The 21,425-nt window shown below is 64.7% G+C and carries 19 protein-coding genes; 6 read left to right on the top strand and 13 right to left on the bottom strand.

Going from position 1 to position 21,425, the window contains the following annotated elements:
- Positions 1-10 precede the first annotated feature (10 nt).
- Positions 11-877, top strand: a complete 867-nt coding sequence (locus LOY45_RS22230; RefSeq protein ID WP_115085375.1) for an efflux RND transporter periplasmic adaptor subunit — start codon at positions 11-13, stop codon at positions 875-877.
- A gap of 7 nt (positions 878-884) precedes the next feature.
- Here LOY45_RS22230 and LOY45_RS22225 read toward each other — a convergent pair whose 3' ends face one another.
- Positions 885-1,337 (bottom strand): universal stress protein, encoded by a 453-nt coding sequence (locus LOY45_RS22225; protein WP_115085376.1) that lies wholly within the window; start codon positions 1,335-1,337, stop codon positions 885-887.
- A 162-nt stretch (positions 1,338-1,499) separates the two neighbouring features.
- Here LOY45_RS22225 and LOY45_RS22220 point away from each other — a divergent pair, with 162 nt between their 5' ends.
- The 5 genes from LOY45_RS22220 to LOY45_RS22200 all read left to right on the top strand — a co-directional run bounded on the left by LOY45_RS22220 (position 1,500) and on the right by LOY45_RS22200 (position 7,434).
- Entirely contained in the window at positions 1,500-2,405 is a 906-nt protein-coding gene (locus LOY45_RS22220; protein ID WP_115085377.1) for a LysR family transcriptional regulator, read from the top strand.
- Between the two features lie 110 nt (positions 2,406-2,515).
- The gene (locus LOY45_RS22215; protein WP_258578361.1) at positions 2,516-4,057 is read left to right on the top strand and encodes an MFS transporter; all 1,542 of its coding nucleotides are present in this window, start codon (positions 2,516-2,518) and stop codon (positions 4,055-4,057) included.
- 23 nt (positions 4,058-4,080) lie between these two features.
- The gene (locus tag LOY45_RS22210; RefSeq protein ID WP_115085379.1) at positions 4,081-5,151 is read left to right on the top strand and encodes an HlyD family secretion protein; all 1,071 of its coding nucleotides are present in this window, start codon (positions 4,081-4,083) and stop codon (positions 5,149-5,151) included.
- Positions 5,148-6,602, top strand: coding sequence for an efflux transporter outer membrane subunit (locus LOY45_RS22205; protein ID WP_258578360.1), 1,455 nt, complete (start codon positions 5,148-5,150; stop codon positions 6,600-6,602). The genes LOY45_RS22210 and LOY45_RS22205 overlap by 4 nt, the downstream gene beginning before the upstream one ends.
- Positions 6,603-6,639: 37 nt before the next feature.
- Positions 6,640-7,434 carry an SDR family NAD(P)-dependent oxidoreductase gene (locus LOY45_RS22200; protein WP_258578359.1) on the top strand — a complete coding sequence of 265 codons (795 nt, stop codon included), beginning with the start codon at positions 6,640-6,642 and terminating at the stop codon, positions 7,432-7,434.
- Here the strand turns inward: LOY45_RS22200 and LOY45_RS22195 are convergent.
- The 12 genes from LOY45_RS22195 to algK form a co-directional block, all read right to left on the bottom strand.
- Positions 7,431-8,255 (bottom strand): SDR family oxidoreductase, encoded by an 825-nt coding sequence (locus tag LOY45_RS22195; RefSeq protein ID WP_115085382.1) that lies wholly within the window; start codon positions 8,253-8,255, stop codon positions 7,431-7,433. The two genes, LOY45_RS22200 and LOY45_RS22195, sit on opposite strands and share 4 nt — an antisense overlap.
- A gap of 12 nt (positions 8,256-8,267) precedes the next feature.
- Entirely contained in the window at positions 8,268-8,642 is a 375-nt protein-coding gene (locus LOY45_RS22190; RefSeq protein WP_115085383.1) for a YbbN family protein, read from the bottom strand.
- A gap of 83 nt (positions 8,643-8,725) precedes the next feature.
- A complete protein-coding gene (locus LOY45_RS22185; protein ID WP_115085384.1) occupies positions 8,726-9,190 on the bottom strand; it encodes a multidrug transporter in 465 nt (154 codons plus the stop codon).
- Between the two features lie 106 nt (positions 9,191-9,296).
- Positions 9,297-10,748: a mannose-1-phosphate guanylyltransferase/mannose-6-phosphate isomerase gene (locus LOY45_RS22180; RefSeq protein ID WP_134061403.1), complete on the bottom strand. Its 1,452-nt coding sequence runs from the start codon at positions 10,746-10,748 to the stop codon at positions 9,297-9,299.
- Between the two features lie 33 nt (positions 10,749-10,781).
- Positions 10,782-11,438, bottom strand: a complete 657-nt coding sequence (locus tag LOY45_RS22175; RefSeq protein ID WP_115085386.1) for an alginate O-acetyltransferase AlgF — start codon at positions 11,436-11,438, stop codon at positions 10,782-10,784.
- Between the two features lie 13 nt (positions 11,439-11,451).
- Positions 11,452-12,609: an alginate O-acetyltransferase gene (locus LOY45_RS22170; RefSeq protein WP_115085387.1), complete on the bottom strand. Its 1,158-nt coding sequence runs from the start codon at positions 12,607-12,609 to the stop codon at positions 11,452-11,454.
- Positions 12,610-12,620: 11 nt separating this feature from the next.
- A complete protein-coding gene (locus LOY45_RS22165; RefSeq protein WP_115085388.1) occupies positions 12,621-14,078 on the bottom strand; it encodes an MBOAT family O-acyltransferase in 1,458 nt (485 codons plus the stop codon).
- Between the two features lie 196 nt (positions 14,079-14,274).
- Entirely contained in the window at positions 14,275-15,399 is a 1,125-nt protein-coding gene (locus tag LOY45_RS22160; protein WP_258578358.1) for a mannuronate-specific alginate lyase, read from the bottom strand.
- 7 nt (positions 15,400-15,406) lie between these two features.
- Entirely contained in the window at positions 15,407-16,816 is a 1,410-nt protein-coding gene (locus LOY45_RS22155; protein WP_115085390.1) for an alginate O-acetyltransferase, read from the bottom strand.
- A gap of 13 nt (positions 16,817-16,829) precedes the next feature.
- The gene (algG, locus tag LOY45_RS22150) at positions 16,830-18,395 is read right to left on the bottom strand and encodes a mannuronan 5-epimerase AlgG (RefSeq protein ID WP_258578357.1); all 1,566 of its coding nucleotides are present in this window, start codon (positions 18,393-18,395) and stop codon (positions 16,830-16,832) included.
- 18 nt (positions 18,396-18,413) lie between these two features.
- The gene (locus tag LOY45_RS22145) at positions 18,414-19,895 is read right to left on the bottom strand and encodes an alginate export family protein (RefSeq protein ID WP_258578356.1); all 1,482 of its coding nucleotides are present in this window, start codon (positions 19,893-19,895) and stop codon (positions 18,414-18,416) included.
- Positions 19,892-21,418: an alginate biosynthesis TPR repeat lipoprotein AlgK gene (gene algK, locus LOY45_RS22140; protein ID WP_258578355.1), complete on the bottom strand. Its 1,527-nt coding sequence runs from the start codon at positions 21,416-21,418 to the stop codon at positions 19,892-19,894. Before algK ends, LOY45_RS22145 begins: the two co-directional genes overlap by 4 nt.
- Between the last annotated feature and the right edge of the window lie 7 nt (positions 21,419-21,425).

Below are 21,425 nucleotides of genomic sequence, written 5' to 3'. Positions count from 1 at the left end.
ACCCCTGTTGATGAAAAAGTTTTTCAGCCTGATCGCCACCTTGCTCGTGCTGGCCGCTGCCGTGGTGATCGGTCGCCAGCTCTGGGTGCATTACATGAACACGCCCTGGACCCGCGACGGGCGCGTGCGCGCCGACATCATCAACGTTGCTGCCGACGTGCCGGGTTATGTGGTCGATGTACCGGTGCGCGACAACCAGTTGGTGAAGAAGGGCGATGTGCTGCTGCAGATCGACCCCGAGCACTACGAAGTGGCGGTCCGCCAGGCCCAGGCGCTGGTCGCCTCGCGCAAGGCCACCTGGGAAATGCGCAAGGTCAACGCCCATCGCCGCGCCGACATGGACAACCTGGTGATCTCGCGGGAGAACCGTGACGATGCCAGCAACATCGCCAACTCGGCGCTGGCCGATTACCAGCAGGCCCAGGCGCAACTGGCGGCGGCCGAGCTCGACCTCAAGCGCACCAGGATCCTTGCCACGGTCGATGGCTACGTCACCAACCTCAACGTCCATCGCGGTGACTACGCGCGCACCGGCGAGCCGAAGATGGCGGTGGTCGACAAGGACTCGTTCTGGGTCTACGGCTTCTTCGAGGAAACCAAACTGCCGCATGTTCGGGTGGGTGACCAGGCCGAGCTGCAGATGATGAGCGGCGAAAGGCTCAAGGGGCATGTCGAGAGCATCTCGCGCGGCATCTATGACCGCGACAACCCGGAAAGCCGCGAGCTGATCGCCGACGTCAACCCGACCTTCAACTGGGTACGGCTGGCCCAGCGCGTGCCGGTGCGGATTCATATCGATGAAGTGCCGGAGGGCTTTTTGCTGGCGGCGGGGACCACCTGTACGGTGGTGGTCAAGCCGGGTCAGAAAGAGGGTTAAAAGCGGCTCAGTCCTGGCGCGAATCCACCAGCACCGGGCAACTGACCTGATCGATCACCTTGTTGCTGATCGACGGATCCAGCAAGCGCCCCAGGCGGTTCAAGTGCCGGTGGCCGACGATGATCAGCTCGCACTCAAGCTCGCGGGCGGCAGCAACGATTGCCGCCACCGGCTCGCCTTGGACCAGCTTGCCTTCACTCTCGAACCCCAGCGCGCGCAGGTTCTCCAGGGCCTGGCGCACGGCCTGGGTGGCATGGCGCTGCTCATCGGTGGCCGCCGGATACTCCTGCTGCTCGTACAGGCTGATCGCCCCCGGCCCGTCACTCAGGGCAAAGGCGCTGTCGATGGCCAGCACCACCAGCAGGCGATGGCAGTTGGGCAGGCAGTACTGCTGCGCCAGTTCGACCAGGCGCTGGGAAGCGGGCGATCCATCGATGGCAATCAATACGGGGCTGAGCATGGGCGGCTCCTGTGGGCGGCAGTCGAGCCGGCTATTGTTGGGGATTCCCGGCCTGCGGATAAATGGCCTGGCCTGCACTGTGTAGTTGCGTGCGGCGCAAACCGAAGGTCGCTGTCGAGCTGTTAAGATCGCCCCTTGTTTACACGTCATGGATGCCTGGCAATGCAGATCCCGGATATGAACCTGTTGGTCGCCCTCGATGCCCTGCTCGATGAAGGCAGCGTGGTCGGCGCGGCGCGGCGCATGAACCTCAGCCCGGCGGCAATGAGCCGGACCCTGGGGCGGATCCGCGAGGCCATCGGCGATCCGATCCTGGTTCGCGCCGGCCGCGGCCTGGTGCCGACACCGCGGGCGCTGGCCCTGCACGAGCAGGTGCGGGCCCTGGTCGAGCAGGCCGGGCTGGTGTTTCGCAGCCGTGAAGAAGTCGACCTGGCGACCCTCGACCGGGCCTTCAACATCCGCACCAATGACCTGTTCATCGCCCTGTATGGCGCGCAACTGCTGCAGATGATGCACGAGCAGGCGCCGCATACCGTGCTGCGCTTCGTCCCCGAAAGCGGTGGCGACGATGATGCGGTACTGCGCGACGGTGGTACCGACCTGATCGTCAGCTCGACCATCGACCTGGGTCCCGAGATCAAGATGCAGAGCCTGTTCAACACCATCTACGTCGGCCTGGCGCGCCACGATCACCCAATCTTCGAGGCCGAGATCACCCCCGAACGCTTTGCCGCCTACCCGCAGATCAGCGTGTCGCGCCGTGGTCGGGCCAACGGCCCGATCGATGTCGAGCTGGCCAATTACAAGGTGCAGCGGCGGGTGGCGCTGATCACCCCGAGCTTTCATTCGGCGATGTTCTCCCTGCCGGACTCTGACCTGCTGCTGCCGATGCCGGCCAACATCCTCAGCAGCGTGACCAAGCTCGGCCTGCCGCTGCGCTCGTTCCACATCCCCTTGCCGATGGAGCGGGTGACGGTGATGCAGGCCTGGCACCCACGCTTTGACAACGATCCGGCGCACCGCTGGCTGCGCCAGATCCTCAAGGCCTGCTGCAGCGAGCAGCGCTGAACCGGCCGATTGCGTTTGCTGCACTAGTAAACTGCCAATATGTCAGTTTTCGTTAGCATTGACCCTTCATAGACTTCTGCCGGTTCCTTGTCTGTCCGGAGATGTCTGTCATGAGTTCGCTGATCGCGACTCCCTTACCTGTGCTGCCCCCACCTGCCGCCGCCGCTGCGGCGCCGGCGGCTTTCGGCACGCGCATTCTGGTCGGCCTGCTCGGGGTGCTGCTGGCGGTGCTGTGCGCCGGCCTCAACGAGATGGTCACCAAGGCCTCGCTGGCCGATATCCGTGGCGGCATGTTCATTGGCGCCGATGAAGGCGCCTGGCTGATTGCGGTGTATTCGGCGGCGTCGGTCTCGGCCATGGCCTTTTCGCCGTGGCTGGCGGCGACCTTTTCCCTGCGCCGCTTCACCCTTTGTGCCATCGGCGTGTTTGCCCTGCTCGGCCTGCTGCAGCCCTATGCACCGAACCTGTCCAGCCTGCTCCTGTTGCGCACGTTGCAGGGGCTGGCGTCGGGGGCGCTGCCACCGATGCTGATGAGCGTCGCCCTGCGCTTTCTGCCACCGGGGATCAAGGTCTACGGCCTGGCCGGTTACGCCCTGACCGCCACCTTCGGGCCCAACCTGGGCACGCCGCTGGCCGGGCTGTGGACCGAGTATGTCGGCTGGCAGTGGGCGTTCTGGCAGATCATCCTGCCGTCGTTGCTGGCCATGGCCTGTGTGTCCTGGGGTTTGCCTCAGGACCCGCTGCGCCTTGAACGCTTCAAGCAGTTCGACTGGCGCGGCCTGCTGCTCGGCCTGCCGGCCATTTGCACGCTGGTGATCGGCCTGACCCTGGGTGACCGCATGGGCTGGTTCGACTCGACGCTGATCTGCTGGCTGCTCGGTGGCGGCCTGGTACTGCTGGTGCTGTTCCTGTGTAACGAGTGGTCCGAGCCGCTGCCGTTCTTCAAGCTGCAGATGCTCAAGGTGCGCAACCTGACCCACGCCCTGGTGACCCTGTTCGGCGTGCTGATCGTGTTGACTGCGGTGATCATCATCCCCTCCAGCTACCTCGCGCAGATCCAGGGTTACCGCCCGGCGCAGACCGGCCCGCTGATGCTGCTGGTGGCCTTGCCGCAATTGCTGGCGCTGCCGCTGGTAGCGGCGCTGTGCAACATCCGCGCGGTGGATTGCCGCTGGGTGTTGGCGGCGGGGCTGGGCATGCTGTCGTTGTCGTGCGCGCTGGGCACCCAGCTCACCAGCGTGTGGATTCGCGACAACTTCTACCTGCTGCAACTGCTGCACATCTTTGGCCAGCCGATGTCGGTGATCCCTTTGCTGATGCTGGCCACCGGCGGCATGACCCCGCAGGACGGGCCGTTCGCCTCGGCCTGGTTCAACACGGTCAAGGGCCTGGCCTCGGTGGTCGCCGCCGGGCTGATCGAGGCACTGACTACCGTGCGCCGGCATTTTCATTCCAACTCGCTGGTTGACAGCCTGGGCAATTCGCCGCTGGCCGACAGCAGCGCGCCGGGCCTGGCCAGGCGCATCCACGAACAAGCCCTGGTGCTGACCTCGGCCGACCTCTACCTGTGCATGGCGCTGCTGGCCGCGGCGCTGATTGTGCTGATTCCTTTTGTGCCTACCCGGATCTACCCACCGCGTGCGGTGGCCTAGGTTTGCGGACTTGAGAGAAAGACATGACCACTACAACAAACCATAAAAAAACCGCCTTGCTCGTCGCCGCCCTGGTCGTTGCCGGGCTGGCGGGCGTGCTCGGCCCGATGCTGCTGGGCCACGACAGCGAGCAGAGCACCAACGACGCTTATGTGTCTGCCGACTACACGGTGATCGCGCCCAAGGTGGCCGGATTCATCAAACAGGTACTGGTGGAAGACAACCAGCAGGTCAAGGCCGGCCAGTTGCTGGCGCTGATCGATGACCGTGACTACCAGGCCGCGCTGGCGGCGGCCCAGGCGCAACTGCTGGTGTCCACCGCGCAAAGCCACAATGCCCGGGCGACCCTCGAACGTCAGGTTTCACTGATTGATCAGGCTCAGGCCGCAGTCAGCGCCGATCAGGCCGAGCTGGCCTTTGCCAACCACGAACTGACCCGTCACAGCCGCCTGGCCGAGCAGGGCGCCGGTACCGTGCAGAACGCCCAGCAGGCGCGCAGCCGGGTCGATCAGGCACGGGCGCGGCTGGCCAACTCACAGGCCGCGCTGGCCGCGGCGCGCAAGCAGGTGGACATTCTCAGCGCTCAGGTCGACAGTGCCGCAGGTGGCCTCAAGCATGCCCAGGCAAGCCTGGATCGGGCGCAACTGGACCTGTCCTACACCCGCATCGTCGCGCCCATCGACGGCATGGTCGGCGAGCGTGCGCTGCGCGTCGGAGCCTACGTCAATCCGGGTGCACGCTTGCTGTCGGTGGTACCGCTGGAGCACGCCTATGTGGTCGGCAACTTCCAGGAAACCCAGCTGACCCACGTGCAGCCCGGGCAGCCGGTGCAAATCCGTGTGGATACCTTCGCCGATGAATACCTGCACGGGCGGGTCGAAAGTATCGCCCCGGCGACCGGCGTCACCTTCGCTGCGGTCAAACCGGACAACGCCACCGGCAACTTCACCAAGGTGGTGCAGCGCATTCCGGTCAAGATTGTCTTCGACGCCAACCAGCCATTGCTGGAGCGCCTGCGGGTCGGCATGTCGGTCGTGGCGAAGATCGACACTGGCGCGACCCTGGCTACCGGTGAAGAGGTCAGCGCCCGATGAAACCTGCGTTCGCCTTTTGCCCGTTGTTGCTGAGCCTGTTGGCCGGCTGCACCCTGGGCCCGGATTTCAACAAGCCTGACAGTCATGCCCCCGCCAGTTGGGCAGCGCTGCAGGAAACGCCCGCCGCCAGCCAGGCCCAGGCCGACCCGTTGGAGCAACGCTGGTGGGAAAGCTTTCACGACCCCAAGCTCAGCGCCCTGATCGAGCGCGCCAGCCAGCGCAACCTCGACCTGCAGATCGCCAGTGCGCGCTTGCTGCAAAGCCGTGCGCTACGCATGAGCATCGCTGCCGAGCAGACCCCATCGGTTGACCTGGGCGGCGGTTACAGCCGCGCGCGCAACAGTGCCGAAGGCCTCAATGACCCGTCCGGCAACAGCGGCAAGTCGGCCTTCAACCTCTGGCAGGGCGACTTTACCGCCAGTTGGGAACTCGACCTCTGGGGCCGCGTGCGCCGCCAGGTCGAAGCCGCCGATGCGGTGGTCGAAGTGGCCGAGAATGACCGTCGTGGTGTGCTGTTGTCACTGCTGGCCGAGACCGCTGGCAACTACATCCAGTTGCGCGCCGTGCAGAGCAACCTGGCTGTTACCCGGGAAAACCTCGAGGTCTCCCGGCACAGCCTGCGCCTGTCGCAGATGCGCTTGCGCGACGGTGTCGCCACCGCCCTCGATGTGGCTCAGGCCAGTGCCCAGGTCGCCTCGATCGAGGCACGCCTGCCAACCCTGGAAGAGCGCCAGGCGCAACTGATCAACGCCTTGGGCCTGCTGCTGGCTGAGCCGCCGCGCAGCTTGCAGTCCGAGCTGCTGGAACCTGCGGCGATGCCGACGCCACAGCAACGCTTTGCCATCGGCGTGCCGTCGGAGCTGGCCGAGCGCCGCCCGGATATTCTCCAGGCCGCGGCACAATTGCATGCCGCCACCGCCAGCATCGGTGTGGCCAAGGCCGACTTTTATCCAAGCATCCGTCTGTCGGGCAATGTTGGTTTTCAGTCGATGCAGTTGTCTGATTTCGGAAGCTGGGATTCACGCCGGTTTGCAATCGGCCCGCAGTTGAGCCTGCCGATTTTCGAAGGCGGGCGCTTGCGCGGAGTGCTCAAGTTGCGCGAAGCCCAGCAGCAGGAAGCCGCCTTGCGCTACCAGCAGGTGGTGCTGCGCGCCTGGCACGAAATCGACGATGTGCTACGCCTGTACAACGCCAGCCAGTTGCGCCGCGACCTGCTTGAAGAGGCCGTGCGGCAGAACCGCATCGCCCTGCAGACCGCCCAGCAGCAATACGTCGAGGGCGCCGTGGACTTTCTCAATGTGCTCAGCGTGCAGGGCGCCTTGCTGGCCAGCCAGGAGCAGTGGGTCGAAAGCTCGGCGGCGGTGTCCCAGGCCCTGGTCGGTTTGTACAAGTCGCTGGGGGGCGGATGGCAGCCGTTCAGTGCGCCGTTGCAGACCGCCGCACAGGGCTGATCTGTCAGTTTTTTTCATCCAGCGTAAGGACACAGGTATGAACATTTCATTGCATGGCAAGCGCGCGATTGTCAGTGGCTCCACCGCCGGTATCGGTTTGGCGATTGCCATAGGCCTGGCCGAGTCGGGTGCCGACGTGGTGATCAATGGCCGTAGCCAGGAACGGGTCGATCAGGCCCTGGAGCACATTCGCCTGAAGCTGCCCGGCGCTCGCGTCTCGGGGCTTGCCGCGGACCTGGGCTGTGCCGAAGGCGCCGCCCGGCTGTTTGCCGAAGTGCCGCAGACCGACATCCTGGTCAACAACCTCGGCATCTTCGAGCCCAAGGGCTTTTTCGAGCTGACCGATGAAGACTGGCAGCTGTTTTTCGAGGTCAACGTCATGAGCGCGGTGCGCCTGGCGCGGCATTACGCACCGGGCATGGCCGAGCGCGGCTGGGGCCGGGTGCTGTTCCTGTCCAGTGAATCGGCCTTGCAGATTCCGGTGGAGATGGTCCATTACGGCACCACCAAGACCGCACTGCTGGCGGTGTCCCGCGGCCTGGCGGAAACCCTCGCCGGCACCGGCGTCACGGTCAACGCCGTGCTGCCCGGGCCGACCCGCTCCGAAGGACTCGGCGGCTTCTTCGCCAAGATGGCCGAGGAGCAGGGTGTGCCGGTGGAGCAACTGGAGGCCGGCTTCATTGCCGAACACCGTCCCAGTTCGATCATCCAGCGCCTGGCTTCGGTAGAAGAAGTGGCCAACCTGGTGATCTACCTGGCCTCGCGCCAGGCCAGCGCCACTACTGGCGCGGCCATGCGCGTCGATGGTGGCGTGGTGCGTTCGATCGCCTAGAGCGCGCGGTCCAGGCCGAAGCGTTTTTTCAGCACCCGTTGCAGCAAGCCCTGGGGCAGCCAGGCTTGCAGCAGCGGCAAGGCGCGGCTGCCGTTGCCCAGGCGCACCAGTGCCGCGGGCTCTGGCTGCTGCACGGCCTTGAGTACGCCCCGGGCGAAGTCGGCGGCCGGGGTCGGCTTGTCCTGGGAGGCGCGGGCGCGGGCACGGATGCCTTCGCGCAGCGGCCACCAGGGCGAGTGTTCTTCGATCAATTGCTCAGCTTCGCGCCCGGCGTTGCTGGCGAACTGCGAGGCAATCGCCCCGGGTTGCACTTCCATCACGCGCACACCAAACGGCGCCACTTCCAGGCGCAACGCTTCGCTCAGGGCGTGCACCGCAGCCTTGGAGGCGCAGTAGGCACCGGCGAACGGCGTGACCAGGACCCCGGAGACACTGCCGATATTCACCACCAGGCCTTTGTTCTGACGCAAGGCCGGGAACAGTGCGCGGGTGACACCGACCACGGCAAACACATTGGTCTCGAACTGCCGTCGCATGGCCTCGACCCCGCCATCGAGCAGGGGGCCCATGGCGCCGTAGCCGGCGTTGTTGATCAGCACATCGAGGCCCTGGCCGCGTTGTTCCAGTTCGCTTGCCAATTGGCTCAATGCCGCTGGGTCATTGACGTCCAGCTGGCGGGCATTGAAGCCGTTGGCGGCCAGGCGCTGGACGTCCTCGGCCTTGCGCGCCGTGGCCCAGACCTCGAAGCCGGCGTTCTTGAAGGCCTCGGCCAAAGCCAGACCGATACCGCTGGAGCAACCGGTGATCAACACGCTGGGCATGAGCTGCTGTCCTTAAGCAGGGGGAGTCGCCACGAATACTACGTCAGGAAACCGCTGCACCAGTGTTTTTTTCAGCGGCTCGGCACTGGGGCCGAGAAACCGGCGGGGTGTGCCAGGAAGGTCATACAGCAGGTAGGTCGGTACGTGTTTGACTTCCCTGTCCAGTCGCAGCGCACTGAAGGCGCTGAAGGGAATCTGGTAGAAGTCGACCTTGTCTCGATAACCTTCATCGGCCAGCGCGCTGAACTGCGCCTTGGCGCCTGCGCAGGCCGGGCAGGTATCGGAAAAAACCAGAATGGCCACTGGCCGATCCAGCTGCGTGTTGCCCTGGATACGTTCGACAAGCGCCTTGAACTCGGCCTGAACCGCTGTTGAGGTGTCCGCCATGGTCCCGCTCCCGACGCTGGAAATGTGAGTGTCTATTCAACACGGCTTCGGGGTGTAGGTAACCTGGCAAAAATATCAGGTGCTCAGTCGGCGAAACTGCCTTGCAGGTGCTCGGCGCGGTAGTCGACGCTCTGTGGCCGGTAGCCGGAACGCAGCGGCGGCAATGGCAGGCACTCCTGCCAGCTGGCGCCGGGTTGCAGCTCGCCCGGGCCGCGGTAGCGCGGGGCGGCATAGGTGTTTTCGGCAAGGTTGACGGTATCGCCGGGGGCATAGGCTGCTACTCGCCAGCGCAGCTCCACTAATGGCACCGAGTTGCCGTTGTTGATGTGGACTTGCAGCGGGCGATCGGCCGGGCATTGCTCCGGGGCGTAGGTCAGGCGCAGTTCCAGGCGGGCCAGCTGGTTGGCTTCGCGATTGTCCAGCCACACCACCCACAACGCCACCAGCCCCAGGCCGAACAGCGCCGCCAGGGAAATCGGCAGGGCCTTGGCCGGGTAGCGCAGCAGCAGGACCAGCCAGGTAAGGATGAGCAGGGCGCCGATGAACATGGAGCGAACCTTGTGTGCGGGTATTCTTTCATCCTAACCAAAAAGCATCGCGGGGCAAGCCCGCTCCCACAATGTGTAGGAGCGGGCTTGCCCCGCGATTGGGGTTTTACTGCGCGATGGTCTTGATCGAAATCCCGCGCTCGATCGGTGTCGAGCGCCCGTAGACATCTTCAAAGCGCTCGATATCGTCTTCGCCCAGGTAGCTGCCCGACTGCACCTCGATGATCTCCAGCGGGATCTTGCCCGGGTTGCGCAGGCGGTGCACCGAGGCGATCGGGATGTAGGTGGACTGGTTCTCGGTGAGCAGGAACACGTTCTCGTCGCAGGTCACCTCGGCGGTGCCGGACACCACGATCCAGTGCTCGGCGCGGTGGTGGTGCATCTGCAGCGACAGGCTGGCGCCGGGCTTGACGGTGATGTGCTTGACCTGGAAACGCCCGCCCATGTCCACCGAGTCGTACGAGCCCCACGGCCGGTAGACCTCGCAGTGGGTCTGGGTTTCGCTGCGGCCCTGTTCGTTGAGGGTGTTGACCAGTTGCTTGACGCCCTGAACCTTGTCCTTGTGGGCAATCATCATGGCGTCCTTGGTCTCGACCACGACGATGTTCTCCAGGCCGATCACCGACACCAGCTTGCCGTTGCCGTGGATCATGCAGTTGTGGCTGTCCTGGACCACCACATCACCCTTGGTCACGTTGCCGTTGTGGTCTTTTTCATGCACGTCCCACAGCGACGACCAGCAACCGACATCGCTCCAGCCCGCCGACAGCGGTACCACGCAGGCGCGCTGGGTCTTTTCCATTACGGCGTAGTCGATGGAATTGTCCGGGCAGCAGGCGAAGGTGGCTTCGTCGATGCTCAGGTTGTCGCCGTCTTCCTCGCTGCGCTCCAGGGTCAGCAGGCAGGTGTCGTAGATGTCGGCATCGTGCTTTTTCAGCTCTTCGAGGAAGCGGCTGGCGCGGAACAGGAACATGCCGCTGTTCCAGAAGTAGCCACCCGCCCGCACGAACTCGGTCGCGCGTTTTTCGTCCGGCTTCTCGACAAACTGCGCCACCCGGCTGACGCCTTCGGGCAGCAGTACGTCCTGGCTCGACTTGATGTAGCCGTAGCCGGTTTCCGGCTTGGTCGCCGGGACTCCGAACAGCACCATCTCGCCGCGCTCGGCGGCCACGGTGGCCAGGGCCAGGGCCCGCTGCAGGGCTTTCTGGTCGTTGATCACATGGTCGGCCGGGAGCACCAGCATCAGCTCGTCACGGCCTTCGTTGACCAGTTTCATCGCGGTCAGCGCCACTGCTGGCGCGGTGTTGCGGCCGAAGGGCTCCATGAGGATGCCCTGGGTTTCGAGTTTCAGGCTTTGCAGCTGCTCGCTGACGATGAACTTGTGGTCCTTGTTGCAGACCACGATGGGGGCGTCCATGCCGTCGAACACCAGGCGCGAGAGGGTCTGCTGGAACAGGGTGTGTTCGCCGGTCAGGGCCAGGAACTGCTTGGGGAATTGCTTGCGCGACAGGGGCCACAGACGCGAGCCGCTACCACCGGACAGAATGACTGGAATCATGGGTGTTCTCCAAAAATAGAAATAGGCAGGTGGTTAACGGGTGGATACCGGGCGCTTGACCCAGACCGGCGACAGGTTGCTGCCGGAGCCGGTGACATACAGCACCGCCGCTTCGCCGCGCTCCAGAGCCACAGGCTTCAGATCGCTGACTTTCTTATCGCCTTCATACAGCGCCAGGCTGACCTTGACCGGGTTGATCTCACGCTCGCCACGGGCCTTGGCGGCCACCGGCTTGACCACTTCGGTCTTGCCGTCGGCGGTCTTCAGGGTCAAAGCCTGGTTACTGAGGTTCTGTACCCGCACCAGGGATTTCTGCTTGTTCTTGAACGGCGGCTCCTCGACCAGCTGCGGCTGGCCCGAGGTGTTGTTGACCAGGGTGTAGTAGTGATCGGCGGCGAGCTTGACCGGCAGGCTCTGGCTGCCGACCTTGGCGCTGTAATCGCCCTGGGGCATGAAGCTGAAATCACTGCTGCCCTGGGCGGCCACTTCGTTGATCTGGGTATTGCCGACGCTGGCGCTGACCGGCTGGGCACCGGCGTTGTAGATGCGCACGAAGGTCGAGCCTTTCGGCGCGGTCGGGCCATACAGCGCGGCGTCGGCACCGGCCAGGGCTTGCAGCGAGAGCAGGCTCAGACCGGCGGCCAGGGCGCAGGCTTTGGCGATGCGGAGCTTTTGGGTATGCAAGGTCATGTGCGTTTCCTCTTCAGTTTTCCGTCCGATGGGACGACAGGGCCAGGTCTTGATTGGCATTGCGGGTTTTTTTCAGCTGCGCGATCCACTGCGGATCGAATGCGCTGAGGTCGTTTTTCATTGGCAGATAACGTTCCGGGAACTCCCAGATCAGCACTTGCGGCGCGCTGTTCTTGAAGGCGTCGGTTTGCAGGTACTTGAGCATCGGCAGCAGCGGGCCATGACCGTCTTCGGCGTAATTGACCACGTCGCTGCGCAGCGCTTGCTGCAGGGCACCGAGGAAGTTCCAGCTGGGGTTGGCGCTGTAGCTGGTGCCGATCAGTGCCACCGGGATTTCGTTGTCGGCGAACAGTGCGTCGCCGTTTTCACCTTCAGCCTGGGCCGGGCGGGTGCTGCGTTGTTGCAGGGTGTCCGGCGGCGGCAGCAGGTTGCTGAACAGTGGGTCGAGCGGCAGGAAGTTGGTCAGGTCGCCTTTGTACGGCGCGCTCTGGCGCTGTTCGGTGACGAACTGCTGCGGCTCGCCGTTGAGCAGGGTCTGGCGCGCGACGGCGGCGGCCAGGTGCTGGGCGACCACTTCGGCGCCCATGGGCGTCCAGTGGGTGTCGGTACGCAGGAACACCTGGCCACGGGCCTTGGCCTCCTGCAGCGGCGCCAGCAGGTCGGGGGCGAACACGCCGGCCTGGCGGGCCTGGGCGTGGAACTCGTTGTACAGGTCGGTGTGCAGGCTGGCCGGGGTCTGTTCGCCGACGTACTCCGGATACAGCCGCGCCTTGGCCGGCACGATTGCCAGTACCAGCTGTACGCCACGTTGCTGCAGGGTGTCGCGCACACCGCGGATCAGCGCGAGGTTTTCCTGTTCGAACTGGTCGCTGTTGGCCACCGGCTTGAACTCCTCGTCACTGAACAGCCAGTGCTCGCGGCCCAGCACCACGCCCGGGCGGCCTTCGTTGAACAGCTTGAAATCCAGCGCCGCCCACAGGTTGGTGCCGATGCGCTTGAGCGGGAACTGCTCGTCGTAGTGGGTCTCGGCGGCCTTGGCCAGCTTGCCGTCGAGGGCGGTCATCTGCGCGGTGCGCTGGAAGCTGCCCAGGCCGCCCAGCGACCACAGGCCCAGGCCCAGCAACAGGGCGAGGAACAGCAGGGCGTAGAGTTTGCGTAATGATCGGGTCATGGTCGGCTCGCTCAGAACTGGAAGTAGAGGAACGGCGAGTAGCTTTGCGCCGAGAGCTTGAGGATCGAGGCCACGAACAGCAGCAGCACCAGCGCACGGGTGGCGTACAGGCCCCAGTCCAGGCTCAGGCTGCCGTCGGCATGGACCGCCACCGGGCTGGCCTTGGGCTCGGGCCTGGCGTTGCGATAGAAGTCGCGCAGGCCGAAGTACGCCAGGGTCACGTAGGCCAGTACCAGGGTCGCCACTTGCAGGCCGGTGAGGTTGGCGCGGTTGAGTTCCGACAGCTGCCAGTCACCGAAGCTGAACATGGCGCCATACATGCGTGCGGCGACGTGCAGGTTCTCGGCGCGGAAGATTACCCAGCCCATCACCACCAGCAGGAAGGTGAAGGCCCAGCGCACCAGGTTGAAGCGTTGCGGCGCGGCGTTGATGCCCAGGGCCCGTTCGATCGCCAGCCACATGCCATGCCAGGCGCCCCAGACGATGTAGGTGAAGTTGGCGCCGTGCCACAGGCCGCCCAGGAGCATGGTCAGGAACAGGTTGCGGTAGGTGGCGAAGGTACCGCCGCGGTTACCGCCCAGGGTGATGTACAGGTAGTCGCGCAGCCAGGTCGACAGGCTGATATGCCAGCGCCGCCAGAACTCGGTGATCGACTGGCTGATGTACGGCTGCTTGAAGTTTTCCATGAAGCGGAAACCCATCATCAGGCCCAGGCCGATGGCCATGTCGCTGTAGCCGGAAAAGTCGAAGTACAGCTGCGCGGTGTAGGCCAGGGCGCCGAGCCAGGCGTCGCCGGTGCTCGGGTTCTGCAGGGCGAAGCAATGGTCGGCGACCACCGCCAGGGTGTCGGCGATGAACACCTTCTTGATGAAGCCCTGCATGAAGCGCGTGCAGCCTTCGGAGAACTTGTCGAGGGTGTGGGTGCGGTGGTTGAACTGGTCGGCCAGGTCCTTGAAGCGCAGCACGGGGCCGGCGATCAGGTGCGGGAAGATCGCCACGAAGGCGGCGAAGTCGATCAGGTTGCGGGTCGCCGGGGTGTCGCCGCGGTACACGTCGATGATGTAGCTGATCGACTCGAAGATGTAGAACGAGATCCCGATCGGCAGCAGCACATGGGTGAGGATGAACGGCTCAAGGCCGAACGAGGTCATGATCGCGTTGATGCTGTCGACGCCGAAATTGGCGTATTTGAAGTAGCCGAGGATGCACAGGTCGACCCCCACGCCCAGCAGCAGCCAGCGCTGGGCCGGTTTGGTGCGCACGCCGGCGGCGCCGACTTTCAGGCCGATCCAGTAGTTCCACAGGGTGACCCCGGCGAACAGCGCCAGGAAATCCACCCGCCACCAGGCATAGAACACATAGCTGGCCAGCAGCAACAGGGCGTTGCGATAGCGTTGCCCGCTCAGGTAGTACAAACCGAGAAAGATCGGCAGGAACAGGAACAGGAACACGTTGGATGAAAACACCATCCCGATCTCTCCTTGTCGTTATCAACCGGGGCAACAGCCCCCCAAACCCCCCGTGAAACCTCCCGGGAGAAACCAGATCAAATCTTTGCCTTGCACCAACCCTGTGGGAGCTGGCTTGCCAGCGAGGCGTCGTATCTGACACACCGCGGTGTTCCGATCGCTGGCAAGCCAGCTCCCACAGGGACAATGCAGATCCTTACTTTTTCTGTTCGGCCTGCGGGTCGTAGACCCGGGTCAGGTCGCCGCCCAGGCGGAAGCTCTTGAACGGTTGCATGTCGTGCTTGCGCCCGAGCACGTCGCTGTTGCAGCGGTAGAGGCTGCACCAGGGTTCGAGCCAGGCGTATTTGCTGTCGATCTTCAGGTCGTCCATGTCCTGTTTCTCGCCGTTTTTGGCTTTGAACGGGCTCGGGTCTTTGGCGCCGGCCAGCACCCGATCACCCAGGCGCTTGAGCGCGCCGTTGTTCTCGGGACGCACATCGACGCCGTTGGCCTGGGCGAAGCTGGCGATCATCGCCAGCGGCGGCAGGGCATAGTTGTGGTAGGCCAGGGCGCGCTGCTTGCGCTTGAGCTCGTTGGGCAGGAAGCCCTGGGCGTCGACCTGGTTGGCGGCTACCCGGTATTCCTTCAGCGACCAGTCGAACAGGTCGCGGCGGTCAGTGGCGACGGCGGTAGCCATCACCGACCAGGCCGCCCAGTACGAGTGGTTGTTGATCTTCTCCAGCGGCAGGTCGCTCCAGTCCTTGACCACCTGATCGGCCAGGCGCCCGAACCATTTCTCGATCAGCTCGGCCTGCTGCTGGTGCGCCGCCAGGGGCTGCGAGTTGGAGAACTTCAGGCGCAGCCAGGCCGAGCTCAGGCTGCCCAGCGCCCATTTGCGCATCGACTTGCCGGTGTGGTTGTAGTCGGTGGACATCAGCGCATCGGCGCTGGCCCAGTTGCTCAGCCACTCGAGGGTGCAGTCGAGCTGCTGTGGGCGGCCGTCGCGCATGTACTGCATGACCTGCTTGCTGACCCCGCGCTCAAGGGTGGTGATGCTCGCGGTGGAATCGCGGAAGGCTTTTTCCGAGGCTTTGTTCAGGGTCGCGCGGGACTTGTCCGAGCCTTCGTACTTGCTGCGAAACTGCAGCTTGCCGGTGTAGGGCCGGGGGATGGCTTCGCACTTGAAGTCGCTGTCGCCGGTCTTGAGTTTCTCGATCCCGGCGTAATAGCCCTGGGGGGGGACCAGCCCGGCGGCCTGCGCGGCCGAGCCGAACAGGGCCAGAGCCAGTGCGAGCACCTTGAAGCAGCCCGCTCCTGCAGGGGATGTGCTGAATGTGTTCATAAGCACCTCAGTTTCGTTTGCACAGCGTGGCTGCGACTTTCTGGCTGCCGCTTTCCGGCCCCTGGACTTCGACAGCGAGCAGGGTCTGGGCAGCCCAGTCCTCATCCTCGCGCAGCTCGAAGGCGAAGCGGCCATCGGTGTCGGCGGTTTCCGGCTTCTCGATCTTCAGGTCTTCGTGACGACCGTTCAGGTACCAGAGGGTGGCTTGCAGGGTCTTGACCGACTTGTCTTCGAACTGGATATCCAGTTGATGACGGCCATTGGTCAGGTCCTTGATCACGCCATTGCGGCCGTTGACCATCAGTTCGTTCTTGCCCGGCTTGAGTGCGGTGTTGGCGCTCAACTGCGCAGGCTTGCCTTCACAACCGTTGTCGATCAGGGCGAGCATCTGCCGCCAGATGGTTTCCTGGTCCAGGCGGTACAGCGGCGAGAATTCCCAGATGAGGATCTTCGGCGGGTTTTTCTGGAAGTCTTCGCTGCCCAGGTACTGGATCATCGAGCCTTCCAGGCCGCCGCCAGGGAAGGCGACGTTGAGCACGTCGGCGCCGATGTATTGCTCGAGGAAGCCCGAGAAGTTGTAGTTCTTGCCGCTGTGGCTGGTGCCGACCAGGGTGATCTGCGGGTTACCGGAGTCGCCGAACAGATCGCCGCTGCCACTCTCGCCCTTGGGCTCGGTGACGAACTGGTCCATGTACTGCACCGCGTAGCTGGTGCCGCACAGTTGCCCGGCGACGTTGTGCAGGGTGCCGGTCTTGCCCATGCGCCCGGACTTGTGGCTTTCGAACTCGCGCTTGGGCACGTCGGCGAAGGCCGCCATCTTGTGCACGCTGTCGGCGACGATCTTTGCCGCGCGCTCGGCGCCGTACGGCGTCCAGTGCTGGTCGCCGCGGAAGTAGAAATCCTTGCCCTGGTCGGCGGCGGCCAACTGTTCGTTGGTCAGCGGCGACAGGTCGGGCACGGTGTAGCCCATCTTGCTGAAGCGCCCGAGCATGGCCTGGTAGTTCTGCAGTGCCTTGGCGTAGTTGAACGCGGCCTTGTCGGCGGGCTTGAGCATGTTGCGGTTCACCAGGCCGCGGGTTGGCTGGTAGACCACCACCAGTTCCACGCCCTTGGCCTTGAACGCATCGTGCAACTGCTGCAGGCGGCGGTAGCCGGCTGGCGTGGTGTCGAACTCGGTGCGCAGGTCTTCGCGGGTACGGAACAGCCAGTCGCCCTGGGCTTGCACCAGGGTGGTGAAGTTCTGCTGGTAGCGGGTGGTGTAGCGGCTGGCGTCGTGGGCCTCCGGGCACAGCTGGCAGCACGGCTCGGCGCTGAAGCTTGGCGCCTGGACCTGCTCGGCCGACGCCTGGGCACTGATGGCGAGCAGGGCGGCGGCAAGTCCGGAAAGGCTCAGCAGCTTGGTCAGTTGTGGTTGCATAGAATTGGCTTCCTCAGTCCAGCATTTCGGTCTGGCGCTCGACCGGATCGATCAGCACGGCTTTGCCCTGGCGCACCATCAGGTCGAGAATCTCGTCCTGACGCTCGCCCAGTACCCCGGAGAAACTGATGCCGCTGGCCTTGCTCGGGGCCAGCATCGAGACCCGGTACAGCTCCACGCTCAGCGGCGAGTCGATCGACAGCGGGCCGCTGCCGTTGGCGGCCAGCTCACCGCCGACGACGATCAGCGAGACCTTGGTGTCGAACGGGTCGAGGGCGATGTCGCGGTCGGTTTCGGACAGGTCCTTGATGTGCCCGTAGACCCCGACCAGGCCGTTGGCCATGGCGATGTTCTCGTACAGGCGGATGTTCACGCTGTTGCGCACACGGATGCCGTGGCGGCGGTTGCTGATCAGCTTGTTGCCCCAGATCAGGTTGTCGCCGCTCTCGTACAGGGTGATGCCGTCGGTGTGGTTGCGGTAGATCTCGTTGTAGGCGATCAGGTTGTTGACGCTGTTACGGTCGATCACCACGCCCGAGAGCTTGTTGTCATAGCTCTTGTTGTTGATGATCCAGCTGTCGTTGACTTCGCGCGAGACGATGATGCCGTGCTTCTTCTTGGTCCCGTACACGGTGTTGCCGGCGATGATCAGCCGGTGCGAACGGTCGTGGGGGTCGATGCCATAGACGATGTTGTCGCGGTAGGTACTGTCCTTGACCACGAAGTCGCTGGTCTCGTAGCAGTAGAAGCCGTACCACATGTCGCTGAACTCGGAGCCGATGATCCAGCCGGTGGGTTCCGGGCGGCCCATCTGCTTGGCCATGTTCGGCGTGTACTGCGAGATGCTCACGCCGTAGGACTTGCTCTTGGCGTAGCCGAAGCTGGCCATCTTGCTGTTGACGATGTAGGTCTCGGTGCCACCCCACGACAGCAGGAACGGGCGAAACTCCTTGGGCGAGCGGAAGGTCGCCGGGCCGTTGTCCTTCTCGCGCCAGCCGGTCACTCGGGTGTCGCTGACGAACAGCTTGCCGTCATTGACCAGGAACGCGCCGCCTTCCTGGGACAGGCGCAGTTCCTTGACCTTGGCGTCGATCTCCAGCACGCCTTTTTGCCCGACCACGATCGGCAGGCGCGCCAGGTACACGCCCGGTGCGGTTTCGCGCAGGTACTGGCTGGGCACCTGCTTGCTCAGCTCGGTGAAGTCGACATGGCCGTCGTCGATGAAGATCGCCTGGGGAATGCCATGCTGGCGCGCCACCCATTCGGCCATCTTGTTGTCACCGCCGATGAACTCCTTGAGGCTGTTTTCCTGGAGCATGCGCCGGACCGAGACCTTGCCGTTGCGCTTACGGTCGATCTTGTTCTGCACGGCATCGTAGGTGTAGCCAGACAGGTCCGGCAGGGTCGGCGCCGGGATCTGCAGCGGCTCGATCGGCGCGCTGCTGACCGTGTAGGTCTTGGCCTGCTGCAGCTCCTTGGCCACCGGCGTCGGCGCCTGGCCGTTGGCCAGGGCGATGCTGCTGGCCAGCAGCAGGGTGCCGGCCAATAGGGCGTGGAGCTTGTTCGGTTGATGGCTCATTTCATTGCACCCCAGGCGTCAGAAGCGCCAGATCACGTCGACGAAAGCGCGGTGCATGTAGGAGTCCGCTTCCTTGCCATAGGCATCACCGGGCTTGAACACGCCGCCACGGAAACGCACCAGCGCCGACGGCTCGTCGATCGACTGGCTCAGTGCCGCCGGCAACAGGCCCTGCTTGAAGTACTTGGTGACCACCAGGTCCATCTCCTGGCCGAGGTCTTTCTCGCCCTGGATCAGCGGCCGGTTGATGCCGTTGTCCTCGACCACGGCGTTGATGCCGCTGCTGCCGATGTTCTGGTCGCCATCGACGCGCCAGAACTTGTGGTAGATCAGGCTGGCGTCATAGTCGTCGCGCAGTTGCCAGGAGGTGAACAGGGTCGCCGCCTGCAAATTGCCCAGTTCGCCACGGAAGGCCTCGCCGAAGCGGTGCACGCGCGAGCGGGTGCCGGTGAAGTTGGAGCGGTTGCTCTCAAGGCCGGTCTGCTCGTAGTTGCCCGAGCCGTCGCTGCCACCGCCGCCACTGCCACGGGCATAGGCGGCGCCGACCTGCCAGTTGGGGTCGAGGCGCAGGCGGATGCCGAGGTCGGTGGCCCAGGCATTGACGTCGCCGCTGTGCTTGCCGCTGGCCACTTGCTCGCCATTGACCGTGGTGCTGCTGAGGCTGTCGCGATCGCCGGTCAGCCAGGTCATGCTGCCCCAGTAATTGACGCGGTTCTGGTTGCGCCAGTTATAGGCGTCGCTGTTGGCTTCCAGGCCCAGCCAGGTGAGGTCGCCGGTGCGGGTCTTGTCCAGGGCGTCGACGGTTTCGCCAGGGTTTTTCAGGTTGCCGTCGTCGTGGGTGTGGTGGGCGCGCAGGCCGACCCAGTGGCCGGGGGTCCACTGCTTGGCGACGTCGCCGTAGAGGTGCAGGCGGTCCTTGTCTTCCGGGGCCAGCTCGGTAAGGTCGGTGCGGTACTCGCTGAAGCGCTCGGCCACGCCCAGATTGGCGCGCAGCAGGGTGGTGTCGAAGGTCCAGTTCAGCGCTTCGATGTTGGTGTCGCGCCACATGCCATCGTCGTTGCGCAGGCGTTGGCGGCCGAAGCGCAGCTGCTCGCCGGGGTAAGCGGTCAGGCCGCTGTAGCCGACCCAGAATTCGCGCATGGCCAGGTAGCTTTTGTCCGCTTCGCGGCCATTGGCACGACCGCTGTCGGACTCGGCTTCGTCGCCGGACTGGCGCAGGGTGTCGGTCTCGATGATGTCGGTGGCCGCCACCGCCTGGCCCATGGCGAAGGCGCTCCAGTTGCCGCGCTCGCCGTACACCCAGGGGCGCAGGTCCAGGCCCAGGCCGTTGACGTCACCGCCGGAGCGGGTGCCCAGGTCACGGTCGTCTTCGGATTGGCCGGTGATTTTCACGTCCAGGCCGAAGTTCTTTTCAGCAGTCATCGCCGCCAGGGTCGGGCACGACCAGAGCAGGGCAAAGCCCAGACCTACGCCTGCTTTCATCCACGGATTGAGTGTCATAGGGAGTCCTCGCCTTGTTCGGGTTGCGCTACGGCCTGCAGGGGCAGGGCACCAGGGCCTGGGCCCATGGCACCACGGGCCTGGCGTTCTTGTTGCAACAGGCGTTCAGCCTGGGCCTTCTGCGCCGGGGGGAGTTGCTGGTCGAGCTGGGCAGCCAGCTGGCGTGACTGCTCGCTGGGGTTGGCTTGCGCCAGCTGGCTGAACACCCAGGCGTTGACCAGGTCCTGGCGAATGCCGTGGCCTTCGCTGAACAGCTGGGCCAGGGCATAGTCGGCGCTGAGCTGGCCGCCGCGGGCGGCGCGGAGCAGATGATCGACGGCCTTTTGCGGGTCGACGCTGCCCAGGTAGCCACGACGGTACAGTTGGCCCAGGTAGTAATGGGCGCTGACTTCGCCGGCGTTGGCGGCGCTGAGCAGGTGGCTCTCGGCCTTCTGCGCGTCGGCCGGTACGGTCTTGCCTTCGTAGTACAGGCGGCCCAGCAGCAGTTCGGCACGCGGCTGTTCGGCGGCGCGGCCCTTGTCGATGTACTCCATCAGCTTGTCGGTGTCGCCAAGCTCGGGGAAGTCATAGAGCAATTGCGCCAGGCTGACCCAGGAGCCGGGGTTGACCGGTGCCACCTGTTCGAGCAGGGCCTGGGCGGTTTTCTCGTCGGTCTGGCCGAGGCTGCGGTCGGCCAGTACCCGGGCAACGCTGTCGACCCGGGTGGCCGGGATCGCGCCGCGCTGGTAGGCGCTTTTCACCTGTTCGAGCAGCGCTGCCTGTTGCTCGGGCTGGGCGCGTTTCTGGTAGACGGTGGCCAGCTCCACGTAGCAGATGTCGGTGCTGTTCAGGGCTGCCTTGCAGATGCGCTCGACTTCGTCCAGGTGCTGGTCGTAGGTGCCCTGGGTGCGGTACAGCAGAATCTGGGCCAGGCCGGCTTCCGGGTAGCCGGCGGTACGCCATTGGTCGATCTGCTGCTGGGCGTTGGTGCCGGGGAAGCTCTGCGGGTATTGCAGGTAGAGCATCGCCAGTGGGATCAGGGTGTTGCCCTCGCCATTGGCGAAGGCTTTTTTCAGCAGGGTTTCGGCTTCCTGGCGCTCGGCCTCGGTGGCGTCCGGCTTGGCTGCCAGCAGGCGGCCGAGGCGGGCCTGGGCGCGTGGCGAGATATCGGCGGCGGCGCGGTAGGTGGCTTCGGCTTCCTTGAGCTTGGCCGGGTCGCGGGTTTCCATCTGGATATCGGCCAGGCCGACCTGGGCTTCGCTGTAACCGAGGTCGGCGAGCTGGCGGTAATTCTGTTCGGCGAGGGCGGTGTCACCGCGCTTGAGTGCTTCGTTGGCCAGGCGCTGGTCGGGCAGGCCGGCGCAACCGGCGAGGCTGATGGCCAGGGCCAGGCTGCACAGACTGAGGATATAGCTCGACCCCTGTGGGAGCCGGCCTTGCCGGCGAAGCAAGGCGCAGCCTTGCCCATTGGGGCTGCTGCGCAGCCCATCGCCGGCAAGGCCGGCTCCCACGGAGAGGGTGGCAATCTTGGTGTTCACCGGCATGTCTCCC

Origin of the sequence: Pseudomonas wadenswilerensis, from assembly GCF_024749185.1 — a bacterium.
Taxonomy (GTDB): Bacteria; Pseudomonadota; Gammaproteobacteria; order Pseudomonadales; family Pseudomonadaceae; genus Aquipseudomonas; species Aquipseudomonas wadenswilerensis.
Note: the sequence above shows the minus strand (reverse complement) of the source record. Positions and strands in the feature narration are given on the sequence as shown.